16 protein-coding genes are annotated in these 20,297 nt (G+C 60.1%); 10 read left to right on the top strand and 6 right to left on the bottom strand.

Going from position 1 to position 20,297, the window contains the following annotated elements; all coding sequences use genetic code 11:
• Nucleotides 1-112: 112 nt before the first annotated feature.
• From ACM6IN_RS14040 to ACM6IN_RS14015, 6 genes are all read left to right on the top strand, one after another.
• Nucleotides 113-1,531: a short-chain fatty acid transporter gene (locus ACM6IN_RS14040; protein WP_007912940.1), complete on the top strand. Its 1,419-nt coding sequence runs from the start codon at nucleotides 113-115 to the stop codon at nucleotides 1,529-1,531.
• Nucleotides 1,532-1,716: 185 nt separating this feature from the next.
• Entirely contained in the window at nucleotides 1,717-3,414 is a 1,698-nt protein-coding gene (locus ACM6IN_RS14035) for a molecular chaperone HscC (RefSeq protein ID WP_007912942.1), read from the top strand.
• Nucleotides 3,415-3,425: 11 nt separating this feature from the next.
• Nucleotides 3,426-5,153 (top strand): J domain-containing protein, encoded by a 1,728-nt coding sequence (locus ACM6IN_RS14030; protein ID WP_414916221.1) that lies wholly within the window; start codon nucleotides 3,426-3,428, stop codon nucleotides 5,151-5,153.
• Between the two features lie 98 nt (nucleotides 5,154-5,251).
• Complete coding sequence (gene acpA / locus ACM6IN_RS14025) at nucleotides 5,252-6,946, top strand: acid phosphatase (RefSeq protein ID WP_414916220.1); 1,695 nt, start codon at nucleotides 5,252-5,254, stop codon at nucleotides 6,944-6,946.
• 120 nt (nucleotides 6,947-7,066) lie between these two features.
• Complete coding sequence (locus ACM6IN_RS14020; RefSeq protein ID WP_414916219.1) at nucleotides 7,067-8,239, top strand: hypothetical protein; 1,173 nt, start codon at nucleotides 7,067-7,069, stop codon at nucleotides 8,237-8,239.
• Between the two features lie 180 nt (nucleotides 8,240-8,419).
• Complete coding sequence (locus ACM6IN_RS14015; RefSeq protein WP_007949698.1) at nucleotides 8,420-8,944, top strand: SET domain-containing protein-lysine N-methyltransferase; 525 nt, start codon at nucleotides 8,420-8,422, stop codon at nucleotides 8,942-8,944.
• An 8-nt stretch (nucleotides 8,945-8,952) separates the two neighbouring features.
• On the opposite strand, the gene can is transcribed toward ACM6IN_RS14015, so the two are convergent.
• Nucleotides 8,953-9,597 carry a carbonate dehydratase gene (gene can / locus ACM6IN_RS14010; protein ID WP_007912954.1) on the bottom strand — a complete coding sequence of 215 codons (645 nt, stop codon included), beginning with the start codon at nucleotides 9,595-9,597 and terminating at the stop codon, nucleotides 8,953-8,955.
• A 141-nt stretch (nucleotides 9,598-9,738) separates the two neighbouring features.
• Between can and ACM6IN_RS14005 the strand changes: the two genes are divergently transcribed.
• On the top strand, nucleotides 9,739-10,143 hold the full coding sequence (locus ACM6IN_RS14005) for a hypothetical protein (RefSeq protein ID WP_007912958.1): 405 nt from the start codon (nucleotides 9,739-9,741) through the stop codon (nucleotides 10,141-10,143).
• Nucleotides 10,144-10,246: 103 nt separating this feature from the next.
• On the opposite strand, the gene rimI is transcribed toward ACM6IN_RS14005, so the two are convergent.
• Together rimI and ACM6IN_RS13995 are read right to left on the bottom strand one after the other, a co-directional pair.
• Nucleotides 10,247-10,699, bottom strand: coding sequence for a ribosomal protein S18-alanine N-acetyltransferase (rimI, locus tag ACM6IN_RS14000; protein ID WP_007912963.1), 453 nt, complete (start codon nucleotides 10,697-10,699; stop codon nucleotides 10,247-10,249).
• On the bottom strand, nucleotides 10,692-11,438 hold the full coding sequence (locus ACM6IN_RS13995) for a hypothetical protein (protein ID WP_007912965.1): 747 nt from the start codon (nucleotides 11,436-11,438) through the stop codon (nucleotides 10,692-10,694). The genes rimI and ACM6IN_RS13995 overlap by 8 nt, the downstream gene beginning before the upstream one ends.
• 218 nt (nucleotides 11,439-11,656) lie before the next feature.
• On the opposite strand from ACM6IN_RS13995, the gene mksB reads away from it, so the two are divergent.
• The 3 genes from mksB to mksF are packed head-to-tail and all read left to right on the top strand — an operon-like array spanning nucleotide 11,657 to nucleotide 16,462.
• Complete coding sequence (gene mksB / locus ACM6IN_RS13990) at nucleotides 11,657-12,934, top strand: Mks condensin complex protein MksB (RefSeq protein ID WP_162483039.1); 1,278 nt, start codon at nucleotides 11,657-11,659, stop codon at nucleotides 12,932-12,934.
• Nucleotides 12,924-13,625, top strand: coding sequence for an Mks condensin complex protein MksE (gene mksE / locus ACM6IN_RS13985; RefSeq protein WP_095114361.1), 702 nt, complete (start codon nucleotides 12,924-12,926; stop codon nucleotides 13,623-13,625). Before mksB ends, mksE begins: the two co-directional genes overlap by 11 nt.
• A complete protein-coding gene (mksF, locus tag ACM6IN_RS13980) occupies nucleotides 13,622-16,462 on the top strand; it encodes an Mks condensin complex protein MksF (protein WP_414916218.1) in 2,841 nt (946 codons plus the stop codon). The genes mksE and mksF overlap by 4 nt, the downstream gene beginning before the upstream one ends.
• A 184-nt stretch (nucleotides 16,463-16,646) precedes the next feature.
• On the opposite strand, the gene ACM6IN_RS13975 is transcribed toward mksF, so the two are convergent.
• Genes ACM6IN_RS13975 through ACM6IN_RS13965 form a run of 3 tightly spaced genes read right to left on the bottom strand, consistent with a single transcriptional unit; the run spans nucleotide 16,647 to nucleotide 20,212 of the window.
• Complete coding sequence (locus ACM6IN_RS13975) at nucleotides 16,647-18,950, bottom strand: intermembrane transport protein PqiB (RefSeq protein ID WP_007912970.1); 2,304 nt, start codon at nucleotides 18,948-18,950, stop codon at nucleotides 16,647-16,649.
• Nucleotides 18,943-19,566, bottom strand: a complete 624-nt coding sequence (locus ACM6IN_RS13970) for a paraquat-inducible protein A (RefSeq protein WP_007912971.1) — start codon at nucleotides 19,564-19,566, stop codon at nucleotides 18,943-18,945. The genes ACM6IN_RS13975 and ACM6IN_RS13970 overlap by 8 nt, the downstream gene beginning before the upstream one ends.
• Nucleotides 19,553-20,212 carry a paraquat-inducible protein A gene (locus tag ACM6IN_RS13965; protein ID WP_007912972.1) on the bottom strand — a complete coding sequence of 220 codons (660 nt, stop codon included), beginning with the start codon at nucleotides 20,210-20,212 and terminating at the stop codon, nucleotides 19,553-19,555. The genes ACM6IN_RS13970 and ACM6IN_RS13965 overlap by 14 nt, the downstream gene beginning before the upstream one ends.
• Nucleotides 20,213-20,297 lie beyond the last annotated feature (85 nt).

Here is a 20,297-nt window from a genome sequence, read left to right as displayed (position 1 = left end):
ATGTGCCGACCTCTTCGCGAGCAGGCTCGCTCCCACAGGGATCTCTGTGTTGTCGAGATCGGCGAGCGTTCCCGCGGACCACAATAACCATAAAAAATCCGAGGTACTCCCTGTGGCCGTTGATATCGAAGATAGCCGCTCCGCACGCTTTGCCCTGCGCTGTTCAAGTTTTGCCGAACGCTGGTTTCCCGACTCCTGGGTATTCGCCGCGCTGGCGGTGATCATCGTCGCCCTGGCCACACTGGCCATGGGCGCCAAACCCACCGATGCGGCGATGGCCTTCGGGGACGGCTTCTGGAGTCTGATTCCGTTCACCATGCAGATGGCCTTCGTGGTGATCGGCGGCTACGTGGTCGCCAGTTCGCCGCCCGCTGTAAAACTGATTGATCGCTTGGCACGCATCCCGAAAAACGGCCGTTCCGCCGTGGCGTGGGTGGCGCTGATCTCGATGGTCGCGTCCCTGCTCAACTGGGGCTTGTCCTTGGTATTCGGCGGTTTGCTGGTGCGCGCCCTCGCCCGCCGCACCGATCTGAAAATGGATTACCGCGCTGCCGGCGCCGCTGCCTATCTGGGCCTTGGCGCGGTGTGGGCGCTGGGCTTGTCGTCGTCGGCTGCGCAATTGCAGGCCAACCCCGCCAGCCTGCCGCCGTCGATCCTGTCGATCACCGGGGTGATTCCGTTCACCGAAACGATTTTCCTCTGGCAGTCCGGCGTCATGCTGCTGGCGCTGATCGTGATCTCGATCATCATTGCCTACGCCACCGCTCCCGGGCCGAACTCGGCTCGCGATGCCAAGGCCTGCGGCATCGACCCGGCCTTCAACCTGCCTCCGCTGCAACCGCGCACGCGGCCGGGCGAATGGCTCGAACACAGTCCGCTGCTGATCATCGTGCTGGTGCTGCTGGCGGCGGGATGGCTGTTCCATGAGTTTTCGACCAAACCGGCGATCACCGCGATTTCCGGGCTCAATACTTACAACTTCCTGTTCATCATGCTCGGCGCATTGCTGCACTGGCGTCCGCGCAGTTTCCTCGATGCCGTGGCCCGGGCGGTGCCGACCACCACGGGCGTGTTGATTCAGTTCCCGCTGTATGGCTCGATTGCCGCGCTGATGACCACGGTCAAAGGCACCGACGCGCAAACCCTGGCGCACCACATCTCGACGTTCTTCGTCAGCATCGCCTCCCACGACACCTATGCGCTGCTGATGGGCGTGTATTCAGCGATTCTCGGTTTCTTCATTCCGTCGGGTGGCGGCAAGTGGATCATCGAAGCGCCGTACGTGATGCAGGTCGCCAATGATCTGCAATATCACCTCGGCTGGGCGGTACAGATCTACAACGCCGCCGAAGCGTTGCCGAACCTGATCAACCCGTTCTACATGCTGCCGCTGCTGGGCGTGCTGGGGTTGAAGGCGCGGGATCTGATTGGTTTCTCCTTCGTGCAACTGCTGGTGCACACGCCGCTGGTGCTGCTGTTGTTGTGGGCGCTGGGGACGACACTGGCGTATACGCCGCCAGTGATGCCGTAACAAAGCGGGCGCGGTCATGCTGGCCGCGCCCGCATTTTTCTCCTGAAACAGCCGTGTGTCGGGCTGCCTGTCGCAAATAATGGCTCAGAGCCATCATCCTGCTTTACCGCATCGCACCCTCGGTAATATTCTGCGCGCCCATAAATGTTTCCATTTTTTACCAAGCGCAAAGGGAGTTCGTTGCAATGATCGTAGGGATTGACCTGGGAACCACCAACAGCCTGGTCGCCGTCTGGCGGGGCGATGCCACCGAGTTGGTGCCCAATGCCCTGGGCCAGTTCCTGACACCAAGCGTCGTCGGCCTGGATGATCAAGGCCGGATTCTGGTGGGTCAGGCGGCGCGCGAGCGTCTGCACACGCATCCGCGCCTGACCGCTTCGCTGTTCAAGCGCCACATGGGCAGCGCTACGCAAACGTACTTGGCTGACAAGGCGTTTCGCCCGGAAGAACTCTCCGCCTTGGTGCTCAAGAGTCTGAAAGAAGACGTCGAGCGCGCATTTGGCGAAACCGTCACCGAAGCCGTGATCAGCGTCCCGGCCTACTTCAGCGACGCTCAACGCAAAGCCACGCGCATCGCCGGCGAACTGGCCGGGCTGAAGGTCGAGAAGCTGATCAACGAGCCGACCGCCGCCGCCCTCGCCTATGGACTGCATCAACGCGACAAGGAAACTTCGTTCCTGGTGTTCGACCTCGGTGGCGGCACGTTCGACGTGTCGATTCTGGAGTTGTTCGAAGGCGTGATGGAGGTCCGCGCCAGTGCCGGTGACAACTTCCTCGGCGGCGAAGACTTCGACACCGTGCTGCTGGAGCACTTCATCAGCCAGCACCGTTCCGCCGCAGACTTCCCGGAGCGCAGCAGCGTCATCCAGCCGCTGCGTCGCGAGGCCGAGCGCGTGCGCAAGGCGCTGGGTCAGGACGACAGCGCCGAATTCCGCTTGCAACTCGGTGAGCGGCAGTGGACGCACACCATTACTCAGCAACAGTTGGCGACGCTGTACATGCCGCTGCTCGAACGTCTGCGCGCGCCGATTGAACGGGCGCTGCGCGATGCGCGCATCCGCGTCAGCGATCTCGACGAGATTCTGCTGGTCGGCGGTACCACGCGCATGCCGCTGGTACGCAAACTCGCTGCCGGGCTGTTCGGCCGGTTCCCGTCGATCACCCTCGACCCGGATCAGGTTGTGGCCCAGGGCGCGGCCATTCAGGCGGCACTCAAGGCCCGCGCCGCAGCGCTGGAAGAAGTGGTGTTGACCGATGTCTGCTCTTACACGCTGGGCATCGAGACCTCCACGCAGGTCGGCCGCAACTATGAGAGCGGCCACTACCTGCCGATCATCGAGCGCAACAGCATCGTGCCGGTCAGTCGGGTGAAAACCGTGTACACCCTGCACGACAATCAGGAACAGGTGGTCGTGCGCATCTTTCAGGGCGAAAGCCGTCTGGTCAAAGACAACGTGGCACTCGGCGAACTGGACATCAAGGTGCCGAAACGCAAGGCCGGCGAAGTTGCCCTCGACGTGCGTTTCACCTACGACAACAACGGTCTGCTCGAAGCCCAGGTGAAAATCCCCCTGACCGGGCAACAGCATTCGCTGGTCATCGAGAACAACCCCGGCGTGCTGTCACCCGAGGAGATCCAGCAACGCCTGGCGAACCTCGCACAACTGAAGATTCATCCGCGCGAGCAGCAGGTCAACACGCTGCTCAGTGCACGTCTGGAGCGCCTCTATCAGGAAAGCCTGGGCGATCTGCGTGATCTGATGGGCGATTGGGCCAAGCAATTCCAGATCGCGCTCGACTCTCAGGATGAGCGCCAGATCCGCGAAGTGCGCACCGATTTGAGCCGACGCCTGAGCGAACTCGACCGCACCCCGTGGCAATAAGGAGTCTGGCCATGGATTGCTGGTCGGTGCTGCACCTGCACGATGACGCCGAAGCCCGCGACATCAAGCGCGCCTATGCGCGGCTGCTGAAAACCTTCCGCCCCGATGAGGATGCCGAAGGCTTCCAACGCCTGCGCGAAGCCTACGAGCAAGCGCTGGCGATTGCCCGGTGGCGCCTTGAAAACGCCGAACCCGAGGAGGAACAAGACACCGACGTCGCCACGGCGTCCAGCGCCTTTGCCGCGCTGGCGTTCGATGCTGCGCTGGCAAACAAACACAGCCACCGGCAAAACCAGCCGTGGGAATTTGCCGATCTCGACTTTCCGCCCGTCAACCCGGCAGCCCCAGAGCCTTTTGCACCGCCGGCGAAGGATGATGTTTTGCCTGTCGAGCCACTGACGGCGGCCCCGGACACAGAAGCGTATGTGCTTGAAGCGCAGGCCGCACGGCAACTGCTTGAGGGACTGTCGCCAGAAAATCTCGGCGAGCGTTGGGATCAGGCGCAACAGCAAGGCTGCGCCAAGGCTTACGAAAGGCTGTTGCTGCAACGGTGTTTTGACCAGCCACATCTGCGCAGCCCAGTGCTGCACTGGGCCGTCGAACACCTCGGATGGCTAGGGCCGTGGCAAGACGTGCTGATGAATGATCGCCAGCGCGACCTGCTCGCCGAAAGCCTGATGGCCGATTATCGAAACGCCCTGCAAGCGCTGCTCGAAAGCCAGAGCGAACGCGAATTTCTCAACGTGCTCAAACGCTACAGCGCTCAACCGTGGCTGCAGGTATTCGATCGCCGCGAACAATGGCAGCAAACCCTGCTGCACGTGCTCAATGACACTGAGTGGAGCGTGCCGCTGTTCGACCGCATCGGCCAACTGTTCGGCTGGGATCACAACAAAGGCCTGCACCCGCAACCGGACTGGCTCTGGGACACCTTGATCGAACGCTGCGAGCAGGAAAGTTTCTACGACAATCTGCGCGCCAAGGCTGAAAGCGACCGCACGTGGGCGGCCGATGTTCAGGCGGCGCACTTGTTGATCAACCCGCTCAAGCCTCTGCAGCAAAAGAAAATCATCGACGGCTTTGGCCAGAATGAATGGCAGGCCTGCCATGACTTGTCGGAAAAGCTTACGTGGCGCTTCCCCGAGCTGCTCGCACGTTTGCCTTATGCCGATGTTTTTTACTGGCGACGGTTCTTTCCACGACCAATTGCCGCCGAAACCTGGGTGTGGGTATGGACAGCGATTGCCTTGGCGCTGTTCCTGCAACATCTGTCCTCCCAAGAAAAAACGGCCATGCACCTCGTCTTCATGCCGATGTTGTTTGCGTGCGTACCGGTTTTGTTTTTTCGCTTTGCCCTGAGTTGGTGGGTGGTGCTCACGTCCTATGTCATCGTGCCGGACCTGTGGCTCACCGAATGGCTGATACCGCGCAAATGGAACCCTGACACGCGCTGGCTGCTGATACGCCACGGAGTACCGCAAGGGATGATGGTGCTGCTGTTTTCGCTGATGCTCGGGCCGCTGGGCGCGCTCACTTATGTCGGCACGCTCCTGATCGGGCTGGTGCACAAACGCCGTATCGGTTCGCTCGATCCGGAACTGAGCAGCCGCCGCCCATGGCTGACCGCATTGCACTGGGCGCACTTCAGTCCGCTGCAATTGCTGTTTCTGGTGGTCATGACCGCCGTAACAGCGGCCAGCAGGCTCGGCTATTCGCTCACCCAGCTCATGCCCGGCTAGGAGCGCAACGACAAAACGCTCTGTCACCCAACCGTCATATTCCCTTGCTAGCGTCCGCCCGAAACATACTGAAACAATTAAGCAAAACGGGCTGAACGATGAAAGACGACACAGACGGCACTGACGCAGCTGAATCCAATCAACCCACCGACACCAGTCGCCGCCGCTTCCTCGGCGGCGTCGCGGTGCTCGGTGTCGGAGCCACACTGGCCGGGTGTGGCAGCGCAGGTGATCAACCGGGCAAACCGGCCGAGCGCCCGCTGACGCCCGCCGAACTGGACAAGTCCCTGCGCGATCAGGTGAAAACCGTGGTGGTGATCTACGCCGAGAACCGCAGTTTCAATAATCTGTTCGGTGATTTCCCCGGTGTCGAAAAGCCGCTGGCCGCACTCAAGCCCGGCGACTATCAACAACGTGACCGCGACGGCTCGCTGCTGCAAACCCTGCCACCCGTTTGGGGCGGCGTCCTGCAGATCGGCCCGCAAACCCTCGATGGCGTGTCTTACCCCAGCGCCACGCAGTTTCAGGAAAACCTGCCCAATGCACCGTTCGCCCTCAAAGGCCCGAATGGCGAAGACTTGCCATTCGGTCTGGTGACCCGCGATTTGTGGCACGTGTTCTATCAGAACCAGATGCAGATCAATGGTGGCAAGAACGACGGCTTCGTCGCTTGGGCCGACTCCGGTGGTTTGACCATGGGTCATTACGCGCAGAGCCGTTATTCCCTGCGCCTGTGGGACGTCGCTCAGGAGTTCGTGCTGTGCGACAACTTCTTTCAGGGCGCCTTCGGTGGCTCGTTCCTCAACCACCAGTACCTGATCAGCGCCACCGCGCCGTTCTATCCGGACGCAGCCAATTCGGTGGCCAAGTCGCAGATCGCCGCGCTGCAAAGCGATGATCCGGCCGATCCGCGCCTCAAGCCGCTGGACGCATCGCCGGCCAGCGCCATGAGCGGCCCGCCGCAGTTCGGCCCGAGTGCGCTGACCCCGGAAGGTTTTGGCGTCAACACCCTCGCCCCGCCCTATTGGCCCACCTGGATTCGCGACCCCGAGCGCCCGGCGTATTCGAAAGCGGATCTGCCCAACGTCATGGTGCCGCAGACCCACGAGCATATCGGCGACAAGTTGTCGAAAAAGAACATTGACTGGGCGTGGTATGCCGGTGCGTGGCAGGCGACGCTGGATCAGTACAAGGATTCCGGCGGCATTCCGAAAATCCCCAACTTCCAGTATCACCATCAGCCGTTCAACTACTTCAAGCAGCAAGGCCCGGAGAATCCCGCCGAACGCAATAAACGCCTGCGCGATGCCGGTCTGGGGGATGAGTCGAGCACCAACAGGTTTTTCGCCGATGCCGAAGCGGGCAAGTTGCCGGCGGTGAGCTTCTACAAACCGCAAGGCAACCTGAACATGCACGCCGGTTACGCCGACGTGGCCTCCGGGGATCGGCATATCGTGCGTGCGTTGAAAGTGCTGCGCGAAAGCCCCCAGTGGAAAAACATGGTGGTCATCGTCACGGTCGATGAGAACGGCGGTTGGTGGGATCACGTCGCGCCGCCCAAGGGCGACCGCTGGGGTCCGGGGTCACGCGTGCCGGCGCTGGTAGTGTCGCCGTTCGCGCGCAAAGGCACGGTGGATCACACGGTCTACGACACCGCGTCGATCCTGCGGCTGATCACCCGTGTCTTCCAGTTGGAGACCCTTGACGGCCTCAAGCAACGGGACGAGGCGATGATTGCCCGGGGTCAGAAACCCATGGGCGATCTGACCAACGCCCTGCATTTTCAGGCTTGAAAACCCGCCCTGCGAGTTTGCGCAAAAATCTGCCGATGACGGCTTCTCTGTCAAACGCGGCTGATCCACTATGAGGCGCCCCCGATACGCGGGGGAACCCACGCTGAAAAGGATCTGAGCATGTTCAAACTCGCAGGATTCACCCTCGCCGCGCTCACACTGAGCGCTGCCGCCCACGCCGATGTCGATCTGAAACTGGGCAGCACCGAACGCGTCACCCGTCTCTTCGCTTACCCCAACAATTGCAGCGTGATCTGCTTCCGCAACTGGACGCTGGAACAGACCGTCGCCCATTACCTGAGCCAGAGCGTGCAACGCGATGGTTATGCCGATGCCAAGGTGTTGGTAAAAACCGACAACGGCCAGCTCTACGCCGAAATCACCGGCGTGCCAAAGGATTACGACAAACCGCTGTCGGCGCTGCTGGACGCCGGGGATCTGGCCTACACCGGCGCCAGCAAGCTCAACGCCGATGGCAAATGGGCCTACAGCTGGTACCTGTTCCTGCCGCTGGGCATGGCTCTGGAAAACCGCAAAAGTGTCGAGTTGCTGCATTTCCCGCCGGATTACTCGCTGACGCAAGCGCAGGATTATCTGCGTTCGAACACCACCGATCGTTGGGCGACTCTGTTGACCGACAACGGCATCCCCGCCACCCAGACACCAGCGTTCCAGACCATTATCGACATCGCCCCGATCGCGGCACCGTCCAACGCCGGCAGTGATCTGGAAGGCGTGTATGACTATTTCAAGGACTACCAGACCACCCTGGTCAAACAGTTCAGCCAGACCGCCAGCGGCACGACGCTGCCAATGGTCGCGTTCGGCGCACCGGTGCGTAACTGGATCAAGCAACAATACGGGCCAACCGTGAATGTCTTGGGCCTGGCGACGATCAGCCCAAGCGAAGGCGTGAAAGTGCCGGTGCTGGGTTCCAACCATCCGAGCTATATCTGGTATGCCGCTGACCCGAAAAGCTACACCGGCGACGACGCCCAGGCCAAGGCTGATGCTGCGGGTCTGAAAGTCATGGGTCAGGATTTGAGCGCGGCCTGCTGGCAGGCTGGCATGGGCAGCAAACCGGGCAGCGATGCGCAGGCCACCCTCAACAGTTGCACACAGACGTGGCAGGTGACGCAGAAGGTCAAAACCTGCGAGTTGTTCTACACCTCGATCCGCAACCTGACCCCGGATCAGGCCGTCGCCAAGTGCGCGACCACCCCGATCAAGGCGCAACTGAAGCAATTGCAGGCACCGCTGCCGGCCACCGCCGTTCCCGCCCCGCACCTGTAATCGCCGAAAGCGCTCCCGTGTCAGCCAATGCTGACGCGGGAAAGCGTCTAAATCGCCTGTCAGATCTGACAGTAGACCGGCTATACCTAATACGACACGATTGGATCCAAACAGAAGTGTTGCAGTGCTGACAGGACGTCAACCCAAAGAAGTCGCAAAATCTTTGCGACAAGGACTGTTATGAATATCCACGCCATGGCGCAATCGGCGCCACGCGATACTGAGGGTATTTACCCCTTCGCCGGTTTGCCCGTGCGACTGGGGTTTCCCGCCAGTGCCGATTTCGAAATCATCCACGATGCGCACGGCAGCCCTATGGCGGTCGCAGCGCGAAGCGAGTTTGTGCAAAGTCATCGGATATGCCGGGTGTCCGGGCAACTACTGCCCTATCGCTGCCGACAGACCCGACAAATGCTGACGGGCATCCACATTTACGATCCGCGCTTTTGCGGTTTGATCGAACACGCGTGCGACCCCAACGTATTTCTCGACATGAGCGAGCTGTGGTTGTGGGCGTTAAAAGATATCCACAGGGGGGAGCGATTGACCATGGACTACGCCGCCACCGAAGACAAACTGCTGCATCAGTTTGCCTGCGGCTGCGCAGCCAAACGCTGTCGAGGGTGGATCACCGGTCACGACGAGCCACCCAGTATCGAGGGCCAGCACTTTTTACAGCGCTGGCGGCTCTCGGGTTTGCGCTGACAGCCCGGTTACAAAGCGCCAACCGGACGCAAACGATACTGCGGCGGCAATTGCTCAAAACCGCTGATGGTGGTGTTCAGGCTTTTCCAGCGACCATCCTTGATGCCGTAGATGCAACCGTGGATCGACAGGCTCTGCCCACGATGCCAGGCGTTCTGGATGATGCTGGTGTGCGCGACGTTGGCCACTTGCTGGATCACGTTGAGTTCGCACATCCGATCAACCTGCTCTTCTTCGGTCGGCAGCTTGGCCAGTTCTTCGCGTTTCTCGTAGTACAGATCGCGAATCGAACGCAGCCAGCCATCAATCAGGCCAAACTGACGATCCTGCATTGACGCGCGCACACCGCCACAGCCGTAGTGGCCAGTGACGAGGATGTGTTTGACCTTGAGTACGTCGACCGCGTACTGGATCACCGACAGGCAGTTGAGGTCGGTGTGTAGCACCACGTTGGCAACGTTGCGGTGCACGAACAGATCGCCCGGCAGCATGCCGACGATTTCGTTGGCCGGCACACGCGCATCGGAGCAGCCGATCCACAGATATTCCGGCGTTTGCTGGCGCGCCAGTTTGGCGAAGAAATCCGGGTCTTCCTTGGTGATCGCGTCAGCCCAACGCTCGTTGTTATCAATCAGGTCTTGTAAGTCATGCATGCTGTAAGGCCTCAAGAAAGATGCGCTGGTATGACAGACGACCGCCCGTCGGGGTCACGCCGCCAACGCAAGTGATTTCATTGGAATTCTCGTGTGCCCGGCGAGTCCACCTAAGTAAGGCCCACAGTATGAGGAATTGCCATGACTGATTCACGACGCCCTTACGATGCGGTGCAACCAGAACCCATTGATGATAACGAAGACCGCATGGGTTCGGTGCATGAGCTGGATTTCGATGAAGACCAGCCCAGCGCGAAAATCGGTGATGAGATCCCGGAGCGTGAGCGCGAGCAGTTGATGCCGCGTGAGCGGGTGCGCGAGGCCGGTTTTACCGGTGCATCGACCGCTGACCATGAACCCACCGACGATGACTTGAGCCCGGAAACGCTGATTCACGAAGACGGTGCGCGGGATGCCGAAGAGGCCGGGGAAGGCAATCAGGCGGATTGGGATTTGAGCATTGTCGACGAGGATGACATTGGCGGTGGCAATGGGCTGGATGAGGCGGAACTGGCGCGGCGTGATCCGCTGGATGGCAACCGCTAGCAGACGTGCCCCCCTGTAGGAGCTGCCGAAGGCTGCGATCTTTTGATCTTGGTCGTAACATCAAAATCAAAAGATCGCAGCCTTCGGCAGCTCCTACAGGTCATCAGTCAACCAGGGTGCAGGCCATGACCACGGCATCCTCGCGCCCGCCCACCGCCGGATAATAATCCCGACGCCGGCCAATCTCATTGAAGCCATAACGCTCATACAACTTGAACGCGCCCGTATTGCTGTCACGCACTTCCAGAAAACATTCCCGCGCCGAAGCCGCATACGCCCGCGACATCAAGTGCTCAAGCAACGTCAGCCCCAGCCCACGCCCCTGATTCTCAGGTTTGACGGTAATGTTGAGCAGATGCGCCTCATCCAGAATGATCTGCACCACCCCGTGACCAACCTGCTGCTCACCCTCGAACATCAGCCAGATCTGGTACTTGCCCAGCCCATCAAGAAAAATCCCGCGAGTCCACGGGTGGCTGTAAGCGGCGTACTCGATTTTCAGCACGGTTTCCAGATCCGCCTCGGTCATCGGGCGGAACGATACAGCGTCACTCATTCGATTCTTTCCAACGCGCCATCAGCCGACGCATGGCTTGCCACACAGCGGCTTTGCGCTGTGGCTCTTCCATTAACAATTCCAGACCGGGAATGGCCCAGGCCGAGCCCAGACCTTCGATCTGCAATTCACGATTGAATGCTTCGGCATCCGCTTCACCGGCAAAACGTACCGCCGGCAGGCCGATCAGCCACAGGCAGGCGCACGGAGCGGCTTCCATTTGCACCGAAAGGAAACCCTGAACGAAGTCGCGCGCCGCGTCCGGGCCCTGATCCATGGTGCCGCGATTGAGCCAAGGCCAACGCACCGGTTCGCCGACGATTTGCGGTGCATCCGGCAGACCGGCGGCGCGCAGCATGTCCTTGAGCAACAGATAAGCCGGATCACGGCTCTGGAACGGTTCACCTGTGGGTAACTCGACCAACAACAGGCAGCGCCCGGCACGAAGCAATTGCAGAGCAAAACGTGGCGGTGGCACTGGCGCCGGTTTGGCGACAACCGGCGTGTCGTCGGCCTCTTCCACCGGTTTGGCGTTGGTCCGGGTGCTGGCCAACGAAGGACGCGGCACTTCGATCTTCGGCCGTTCGGCCGGACGAGCAGCAGGCTGCGCGGGCGCTTCGACCGCAGGCGCAAGCACCACCGGCGCCTCTACCTCGGGCTCGGGCATGTCCAACAGCTCGGGCCGTGAAGGCGCGGCGAAAGGCAATTCGGTGCGCGGCAGCCAGTTGACCACCTGCATGGCGTTCAAATAGGCGCGGCGGCGGGACTCGATTAGCAAGGGTCGGCCACTTGTGGATAACTGAAGTGCGCTGATTCTACCGCCGTTCGCTCAAGATCGCCCGTTGTTGATCGATAGACTTGGTCTAAAGAAAGCGACAGTCCGTCCCGAGAGTGAATCGCATCCTTCGTGATGCAGTACAATCGCCGCTTTTCATTGCCAACCAGCCGGGCATTCCGATGATCGAACCCAAGCGCGTCTTGCGCGCCCTCGCTGAACACTGGGCATTGCTTGAGCCACTGTGTGAGCATTTCGACCAAGGCACATTGAGCCTCAACGAACTGCGCTCGCAACTGGCCGCCCAACAACTGGACAGCACACCGCAGGACATCACCAGCCTGCTCGACGTGTGGATTCGCCTCGATATTCTGATTCCGGTGGCGAAAAGCCCGAACCGTTTCGAGCTGAATGCGCAGATTCACGACTTCCTCGCTTACCTGCGTCGTGAGCACCGGCTGGGCCTGTGCCTGGAAATCGAAGCCTATCTGCGTCACCTCGAGCGTCTGGCCGGTTACATCCAGGACGCGTTCGAAGTCCGTGACGGCCACGACCTTGCCCGCCAGTTGCGCCTGCTCGACATGCGCGTGCGCGATGTGCTGAAGAAGCTCGACAACGACGAACAGGCCCTGGTCGCCGTCGCCGAGCGCGCGAAGACCAGCGATCGGCAGATTCCATTGCGTCAGCGTTACGCTGAAGTATTGGCGACCTGGGACGAATACGTCGAGCCGATGATCGATCTGGTGAACGCCGACGGCGCCTTCGAACAAGGCGTGCGCAAGGTCGAAACCGTGCTGCTGAAGATGCTCAGCGAACAGCAGCGCCTCGGCCATCTGGTCGATGACGACATGCTGCTGCGCACCCACGCGCGCATCCTCGAAATGCAGACCAGTGCCCAGCTGACTTTGCGTCATGCCCGTGAACTGCTGCTGCCGCTGCGTGAAGAAGCGCGTCGGCACAACGCCGTGACCCGTGGCGCCGCGTTGGCGTTGGCAGCGATTCGCCGCAAAGGCATCGACGCCGTGCCGCAAGCGGCGATGCCGCTGTTTACCCGCCCGCAGAGCACCTTCCTCGGCAGCGCCAGTCAGGTCGAAGCCTACGTTTATGCCTTGGCGCGATTCGAGCCGAAACCGGCGCGCTTCCCGAAAGCGCACAAAACGCAGAAAGGCGAAGCCCCACGCGCGCCACGCACCGTTCGCGAGATGGTCGACCGCTGCGAAGAAGCCCTGCCGATGCCGGATCTGATGACCTGGCTGTTGGAACAGGAACCGGACGGCGCCACCGACGAATTGCTCTACTGGTTCTCGCGCCTGTCGCGGGAAAAACGCTTCAAGCGCGAGCGTCTGGAACGCCGCGAATACCACACTCACGAGCACCAGGTCAGCCTGCGCTCCTTCGCCCTGCTCTCGGCCAGCGATAACGCCGCCGAGAATTCTGCGAGCATCCCCAATGCATCTTGATCTTTCCGAACTGTCGCAACTCGCGCCGATTTTCCGCGAGCTGTTCAAGGGTTACCACGTCAGCCGCCGCGACCCGGAGCTGTACACGCAACTGTCGAACTTCCAGGATCAATACCGCACGCTGTTCAAGGCGCTGGGCTTTGAACTGGTCTGCGATACCCGTGGTTTCTACTACTTTGTGCCGGACATGGCCGCCGCGGCGGTGAACAAGACTGCCCAGCGTCTGGCGCTGTTCACCTTCATCCTCGTCGAGCACTTGGCCGATCAGGGCCGCGACCCGATTGCCGTGCTCGATGGCGGCAGCCTCGGCCGCGAAGAGTTGCCGTCGCTGCTGGAGAAATACCGCGACCTGTTCATTCAGGCCGAAGTGCAGACCGTTGAAGAACTCGAAGAAAAGATCATGCGCCGCATGACTCAGCTCGGTTTTGCGAGCGAAGAAAACGGCGTGTACCGCTTCCTGCCGCCGATGCACCGCTTCCTCGACGTCTGCCTGTCGGTACAGCAGGACCGTGATCTGGCGGCCAGCGTGCACAGCGTGCTGCCGTTGCCAGCACCGGTGCTGATCGACGAAGCGGCCGAAGCCAAATTCCTCGAAACCGACGACCCGCTCGATCTTTCCGAATTTGAAGAAGAGAGCGAAGAAGACGCACTGGCCCGCGCCATTGCCGAAGAACAGGAGTCCGACGCATGAGCCAGGAACGCTACGGCATCCGCCGCTTTGCCCTTTTGAACACCGCCGGTTACAGCCTCGGTCTGTTCCCGCTGGAAGAACCGCTGTCAGTTTACGGCGCAAACAACCTCGGTAAATCGGCGTCGATCAACGCCTTGCAGTTCCCGATTCTGGCGCGCATGTCGGACATGAGTTTCGGCAAATACAGCCTGGAACAATCGCGGCGCTTCTACTTCGCTTCCGACACCAGCTACATCCTTGTCGAAGTGAATCTGCCCCACGGCCCGCACGTGATCGGCGTGGTTGGTCGCGGCCCGGGCGGCGGTTTCGGTCACCAGTTCTTTGCTTACGCCGGCAAGCTCGATCTGGCGCATTACCAGAAGAACGACACCTGCCTGCGCCAGAAAGAGCTGTTCAGCAACCTTGAAAAAGAAGGCCTGAAAGCCTACGAACTCAAGCCTGATGAACTGCGTCGCTTGCTGGTAGGCGGTCACACGTCGATCCCGCTGGATCTGACTTTGATTCCGCTGCGCTCCACCAGCGAGCAGAGCCTGAAGACCTTCCGTGCGCTGTTCATCAACCTGCTGCACATGCGCGAAATCACCGCGGCCAAGCTCAAGCAGTTGTTCCTCGATGCCTTCGAACATAGCCTGCGTTCCGGCAGCGTCGATTACATCGCCGCCTGCGAAGAAGCCTTCCGCGACGTGCGCCGGATGGAACAGGACTACAACTCGCTGGTCGCTGCCGGCCCGTTGGTTGAAGCCTTGGCCAACGGCGTGAAACAGCGCGACGTGCTGCGCGGCAAACTGCATCGCCTGTCGCCACTTCTGGATTCGTTGCTCGGCACCTGGTCGGACTACGCCAGTGCGCGCAAAGAAGAGCTGACGATTCAGGCCGACCACTACCGTGGCGAGCAGGACAGTCTGCAAAACGATCAGCGCGGCGGCACTCAGGAACTGATGCGTCTGGAGCGGGAAATTTCCGGTATCCAGCGCTGGCTCGGCGAATTGTCGGTGCTGAAAAATCGCTTCGCCCTGGTCGATGACGTCAAAGTGCTTGAGCAACAATTGCTCGCCGCCAAAGACGCCCACGACGAACTGGCCGGTGCCTTGGCGCAATCGCGTCAATTCAGTGCGGAAGATCTGGAAGAGCGCGTACGCGATCTGGAAAAACGCCTGAAGTCGGTGAAGCAGCAACTCGATCACGCCGACAACAACAGCTACGCCCGTCTGCGCGAGGAGTTCTCGCAACAGGACGTCGAGCGCTTGATGCGTCTGTTCAACAGCGCGCTGTTCAGCCTGCCGCTGGGCGAACACGGCATCACCCTCGACGACGATGGTGCGTGGGTCAAATCGGTCGAGCTGATTCTCGATGGTTTCAAAGGCGAGCGCTTCGAAGTGCCGGGCCTGTCCATCGACATCTCGCACATCGAGCCGCCGGCCCTGCAAGCACTGGCCGACCGTGCCGCGTTGCGCGATCAGAAAGAGCGTCTGGAAAAAGAGCTGAAACAGCTCAAGACCCAACAGGCCGTTGCTGCTGACCGCGCCGCGAGCAAGACCCAGACCGAAGCGCTGTACCAGCAAGTGCTGGACGCGCAGAAAGCCTTGGAAGATTTCCGCCGCACGCAGACTTTGAGCGCTGAAGAAAGCGACAAGCTCGAGCAACTGGCGCAGATGGAAGGCGCGCAGGACGAACTCAAGCGTTCCAGTGACGCCTTCACCGAACGTGTCCAGCAACTGTCGGCCAAGCTGCAACTGGTCGGCCGCCAGATCGCCGATATGGAAGCCAAGCAACGCACCCTCGACGATGCGCTGCGTCGCCGTCAGTTGCTGCCGGCGGATCTGCCGTTCGGTACGCCGTTCATGGATCCGGTCGACGATTCGATGGACAACCTGCTGCCGCTGCTCAATGACTATCAGGACAGCTGGCAAGGTCTGCTGCGCGCCGACGGCCAGATTGAAGCGCTGTACGCACAGGTGCGCCTCAAAGGTGTGGCCAAGTTCGACAGCGAAGACGACATGGAGCGCCGCCTGTCACTGCTGATCAACGCTTACGCGCACCGCACCGATGAAGCGCTGACACTGGGCAAGGCCCGTCGTGCGGCGGTCACCGATATCGCCCGGACCCTGCGCAACATTCGCAGCGACTACGACAGCCTCGAACATCAACTGGCGCTGTTCAACCGCGAGATCAACAAGCGTCAAGTGTCCAACCTGCAGAGCTTCCGCATCGTCCTTGCGCCGAACAAGGAAGCCCTCAAGCACATCGACCAGATCATCCACAGCGCCGGTCAGTACGAAGAAGGCGAAACCCTGTCGGTGTTCGACCTCAGCCAAAGTGCCGAGCAGGACAACAAGAACGAAGAGGCCAAGGAATACCTGGCGCGGCTGGTGGCGGCAAACCACAACCAGCTCGGCCTCAAGGACTTGTTCGAACTGGCCTTCGAGATCACCAAGGTCAACGGCCAGCCGGTGATCCACACCGACATCGATGGCGCGGCGTCCAACGGTACGACCATGACCATCAAGGCGCTGACCAACATGTACTTGTTGTTGCACTTGATGGATCGCGATCTGGCCGGTCGCGTGCGTCTGCCGTACTACCTCGACGAGGCCGCAGACATCGACGAGAAAAACCAGGCTGCACTGCTGGAAACCAGTCTGCAACTGGGCTTCGTGCCGATTCTGGCGAGTGTGAAGCCGCAGGTCTGCGCCAGTGTCGCGATCGACCTGGAAGGTGGCAGCGGCCCGGCGGGGATCTACATTGATGAGGCGGACTGGAAGTACATCCGTCGCCATGATGTGGTGAAGGCTACGGTCAATGTTGAAGCGGATGAGCCGGAGCTGGATGCGGTTTGATCGGCATTAACTGAAGGCAAAAAAAGGGCCGCGATCTGTTTGGATCGCGGCCCTTTTTTATGGCTTGGGATTTGTGCTGATTTTGCGGGCCCTATCGCTAGAGCAGGCTCACTCCTACAGTTGGAATGCGCTCCCCTGTGGGAGTGAGCCTGCTCGCGATGGCGCCACTTCAGACACCATAGAATCACTTACCGAGTGAAATCTTCGGCGCCCAGGTCAGCCACTCATCCTCAAACTTGTCGAACAGCGGGAACGTCTGCTCCGCCCGTGCCGGGTTACCCATGCGCTCGCCATCCGGCGTGGCGAAGGCAATCCCTCCCTGAATCGCCGTCTCCAGCGACTCGGTGCGCACCGTCAGCCCGTTGAACAAACCGATATCAAACCCGACACCGCTGGTGTTCCAGAACCGGCTACCGCTGCGCACCAACGGCGCGTATTTCGGCTCGATCAGAATGTGCACCAACACCCGATCAGCTGTCTGGCCCAGTTCATAACCGGTGACCTTACCCACGGTAATTTCACGGTAAGTCACCGGCACACCCGGCTTCAGCGAACCACGACGGGCCGCGCTCAAGACCAGACTCAGACCGGCCTCTTGCTTGGTCACTTCCGGCGCATTGGCCAAGGCCACAAAGTTCTTCTGCGGGCCGAGGTTCTTCGCCGCCGGTTGCACTTCGATGTACTTCCCGGTCACCAGGGTTTCCAGATTTTCTGTCTTGATCAGGCCGAGCTCCGGTTTTACCACCCAGAACTGGCTACCAACCCGGGCGATCTTCTCCGGCACTTCAGTGATGCGCGCCGTGAGGATCACCGATTGCAGATCGTCAGTCAGATCAACGCTTTCAATCTTGCCGACATCCAGGCCCTTGAAGCGAACTGGCGTGCCGCTGCGCAAACCATCGGCGCGATCGACCTTGATCGTGACCACGGCACCCTTCTGATTAGCGTCATCGTGGTTGGCGAACAAACGGAAGCGCGGAATGCGCTTCTGTAACGGCGCCTTGGCTTGCGGTGTTTCGAAAGCGATACCGCCGGCCATCAGGGTTTGCAGCGACTCGCTCTTCACTTGGATTCCGCCGGTCAACCCGCCGGTCAGCGTGACACCGCTGACGTTCCAGAAGCGTGTCGAGGCGTTGACCAGGTTTTCGTACTCCTTCTCGATGTGCACACCGATGACTATCTGCTTGCGAGTCTTGGAGAACTGGTAGCTCTGAACCGAACCGACCTTGACCTGTTTGAACAGAATCGGACTGCCGACATCAATCGAGCCAAGTGTGTCGGTGAACAACACCAGGTGCAGGCCCGGCGAACGCAGATCCAGCGGCGGCGCCTTCGGCCGTGCCTCGAACTCGCGTTTCGGCGGCGCGCCTTTATCACCCGGACGCACAGCGATGTAGTTACCTTTCACCAAGGCTTCCAGACCGGTAATGCCCGCCAGGGAAATCGACGGCTTCACTACCCAGAACTGCGTGCCGTCCACCAGATAGTCTTCAGCCAACGGATCAAGAGTCAGTTCGGCAGTGGCGCTGTTCAGGTCCGGATCGACCTTCAGCGCCTTCAGGTTGCCGACCTGAATACCTTTGTACATCACTGGTGTACGGCCAGCCTGCAGACCTTCGAAATCGCTGAGTTTGACCTTCACACGGATCCCGGCAGCGGCCGCGTCGAAGTCTTCGTACAGACGAAATGGCAGGCTTGGATCGGTCGGCGGGCTGTCCTTGCGGTTTTCGGGTGTGGCGAAAGCGATACCACCGGCGACGATGCTGGCCAGCGATTCGCTGCGCACTTTCACCCCGGACAGGTTGGCGTCGATGCTGATGCCGCTGGCGTTCCAGAAACGCGTGTGTTTGCGCACCAGTTTGGCGTAGGTCGGCTCGATGAAAACCTTGAGCTCGACGGTACTCTGGTCTTCCGAGAGCAGGTAGCTTTTGACCTGGCCGACCTTGATCTGCTTGTAGAACACGGGGCTGCCACGGTTCAGTGATCCGAGACGATCCGCCTTGATAGTCAGGTGCAGACCGGGCTTGGCGTCCGACAACGGCGGCTCTTCGGCCAGCGCCTTGAACTTGCGCGTCGGTTCGCCTTCGCCGGGGCTGATAGCCACGTAGTTACCCGAAACCAGAGTTTCCAGGCCGGTGATACCGGCCAGGGTCACGCTCGGTTTGACCAGCCAGAAGCGCGTGCTGGTCTTGAGGTATTGCTCGACGTCTTTGTTCATCTCAACGGTGGCGATCACACCTTTTGAGTTGCCTTCATCGTCGAGCTTAAGCGCCTTGACCTTACCGACCGGCATGCCTTTGTACATGACCTCGGTCTTGTTGGCCTGGATGCCTTCACCGCTTTCAAAGCGGATCTGAATCTCGATACCAGTTTCGGAATAGGCACGCCAGCCGAGCCAGCCGCCGATGATCAGCGCGATCAGAGGCAGAACCCAAATGGCAGACCAGTTCGAAGCCGGTCGGGTTTTCGCTACGGGCAAATCAGTCATGGTCGTCGTCCGACTCCGTGTTATCCCAAATCAGTCGGGGATCGAAAGTTACTGCGGCGAGCATCGTCAGAATCACCACACTGGCGAAGGCGATGGCGCCAAGATTGGCTTCGACACTGGCAAGCCGGCCGAAGTTGACGACCGCCACGAGAATGGCGATCACAAAAATATCGAGCATCGACCAGCGGCCGATGAACTCGATAAAGCGGTACATCCAGATACGCTGACGCGCGGACAACGGTTGGCGTCGTTGTACCGAAAACAGCAGCAGCGCAATACCCACCAGTTTGAAGGTGGGCACGAGAATACTGGCGATAAACACCACAGCCGCGATCGGAATCATGCCGTGCTGCACCAACTGGATCACGCCGGACATGATAGTGCTCGGATCACCCTGGCCCAAAGAACTGACAGTCATGATCGGCAGCACGTTGGCTGGAATATAGATAATCGCTGCCGTGATCAGCAGTGCCCAGGTACGGGTGAGGCTGTCAGGCCTGCGAGCGTGCACCAATGCACCGCAGCGGGTGCAGGTCTGCTCGTCGGTGTCCGCTTCCTGCCTGTTCAACTCATGACATTCAGTACACACCAGAATGCCCGCATCAATCGCCCGCATGAGCGTCCTCTCCTGATAACGCCTGCCAGATCTGGTGCGGTGACATCACCACTTCCAGCCAGACCTGAACCAACAACAAGCCGATGAAACACGCCAAACCCAGGCCTACGGTAATGGCTGCCATGTCTGCCAGTTTGACGATCGCCACCAGTACGCCCATGAGGTAGACCTCGAGCATTCCCCAGTCTTTGAGGTGGTGATAAATGCGATAGAGCAGCAAGCCATAGCTGCGTCCGACATTGAAGCGGATCGTCAGTAACACGAACAACTGGCACAGCAACTTGAGCAGCGGTATGGCCATGCTGCACAGAAATACGACAATCGAAACGCCCTGCATGTCCGTATTGAACAGGCCGAGCACACCACTCCAGACCGTATCCTGCGAGGATTGTCCGAGGATATTGAGTTGCATGATGGGTAAAAAGTTTGCCGGGATGTACAGCAATAAGGCTGCGATCACCAAGGCGAGGCTGCGCTGCACCACGTTGTGACGGTGAGCGTACAACTCGTAACCGCAGCGTGGGCAGAGCGCTTTTTCGCCGTGGGCAAGTGTGGGCTTGCGCATCAGCAGGTCGCACTCGTGACAGGCCACCAAGTCTTCCAGCGGTAAATCTGACAGCCCGGGGGCGTCAACCGACTCTGACATAAAGGCTCTGGCTCCGAATAAGGTGGGGCTATTCTAGTGTTCTGATTCGAAAATAACTGTGCAAATTTGTTCGCTGTCGCGAGTA

Source organism: Pseudomonas sp. IT-P395, assembly GCF_949767675.1.
Lineage (GTDB): Bacteria > Pseudomonadota > Gammaproteobacteria > Pseudomonadales > Pseudomonadaceae > Aquipseudomonas.
Note: the sequence above shows the minus strand (reverse complement) of the source record. Positions and strands in the feature narration are given on the sequence as shown.

Coding starts and splice junctions, on each gene's coding strand:
- can (WP_007912954.1), bottom strand. CDS start 9,597: ATGCATGACTTACAAGACCTGATTGATAACAACGAGCGTTGGGCTGAC.
- acpA (WP_414916220.1), top strand. CDS start 5,252: ATGAAAGACGACACAGACGGCACTGACGCAGCTGAATCCAATCAACCC.
- mksB (WP_162483039.1), top strand. CDS start 11,657: ATGATCGAACCCAAGCGCGTCTTGCGCGCCCTCGCTGAACACTGGGCA.
- ACM6IN_RS14015 (WP_007949698.1), top strand. CDS start 8,420: ATGAATATCCACGCCATGGCGCAATCGGCGCCACGCGATACTGAGGGT.
- ACM6IN_RS13975 (WP_007912970.1), bottom strand. CDS start 18,950: ATGACTGATTTGCCCGTAGCGAAAACCCGACCGGCTTCGAACTGGTCT.
- ACM6IN_RS14005 (WP_007912958.1), top strand. CDS start 9,739: ATGACTGATTCACGACGCCCTTACGATGCGGTGCAACCAGAACCCATT.
- rimI (WP_007912963.1), bottom strand. CDS start 10,699: ATGAGTGACGCTGTATCGTTCCGCCCGATGACCGAGGCGGATCTGGAA.
- mksE (WP_095114361.1), top strand. CDS start 12,924: ATGCATCTTGATCTTTCCGAACTGTCGCAACTCGCGCCGATTTTCCGC.
- ACM6IN_RS13965 (WP_007912972.1), bottom strand. CDS start 20,212: ATGTCAGAGTCGGTTGACGCCCCCGGGCTGTCAGATTTACCGCTGGAA.
- ACM6IN_RS14030 (WP_414916221.1), top strand. CDS start 3,426: ATGGATTGCTGGTCGGTGCTGCACCTGCACGATGACGCCGAAGCCCGC.
- ACM6IN_RS13995 (WP_007912965.1), bottom strand. CDS start 11,438: ATGCAGGTGGTCAACTGGCTGCCGCGCACCGAATTGCCTTTCGCCGCG.
- ACM6IN_RS14020 (WP_414916219.1), top strand. CDS start 7,067: ATGTTCAAACTCGCAGGATTCACCCTCGCCGCGCTCACACTGAGCGCT.
- ACM6IN_RS13970 (WP_007912971.1), bottom strand. CDS start 19,566: ATGCGGGCGATTGATGCGGGCATTCTGGTGTGTACTGAATGTCATGAG.
- mksF (WP_414916218.1), top strand. CDS start 13,622: ATGAGCCAGGAACGCTACGGCATCCGCCGCTTTGCCCTTTTGAACACC.
- ACM6IN_RS14035 (WP_007912942.1), top strand. CDS start 1,717: ATGATCGTAGGGATTGACCTGGGAACCACCAACAGCCTGGTCGCCGTC.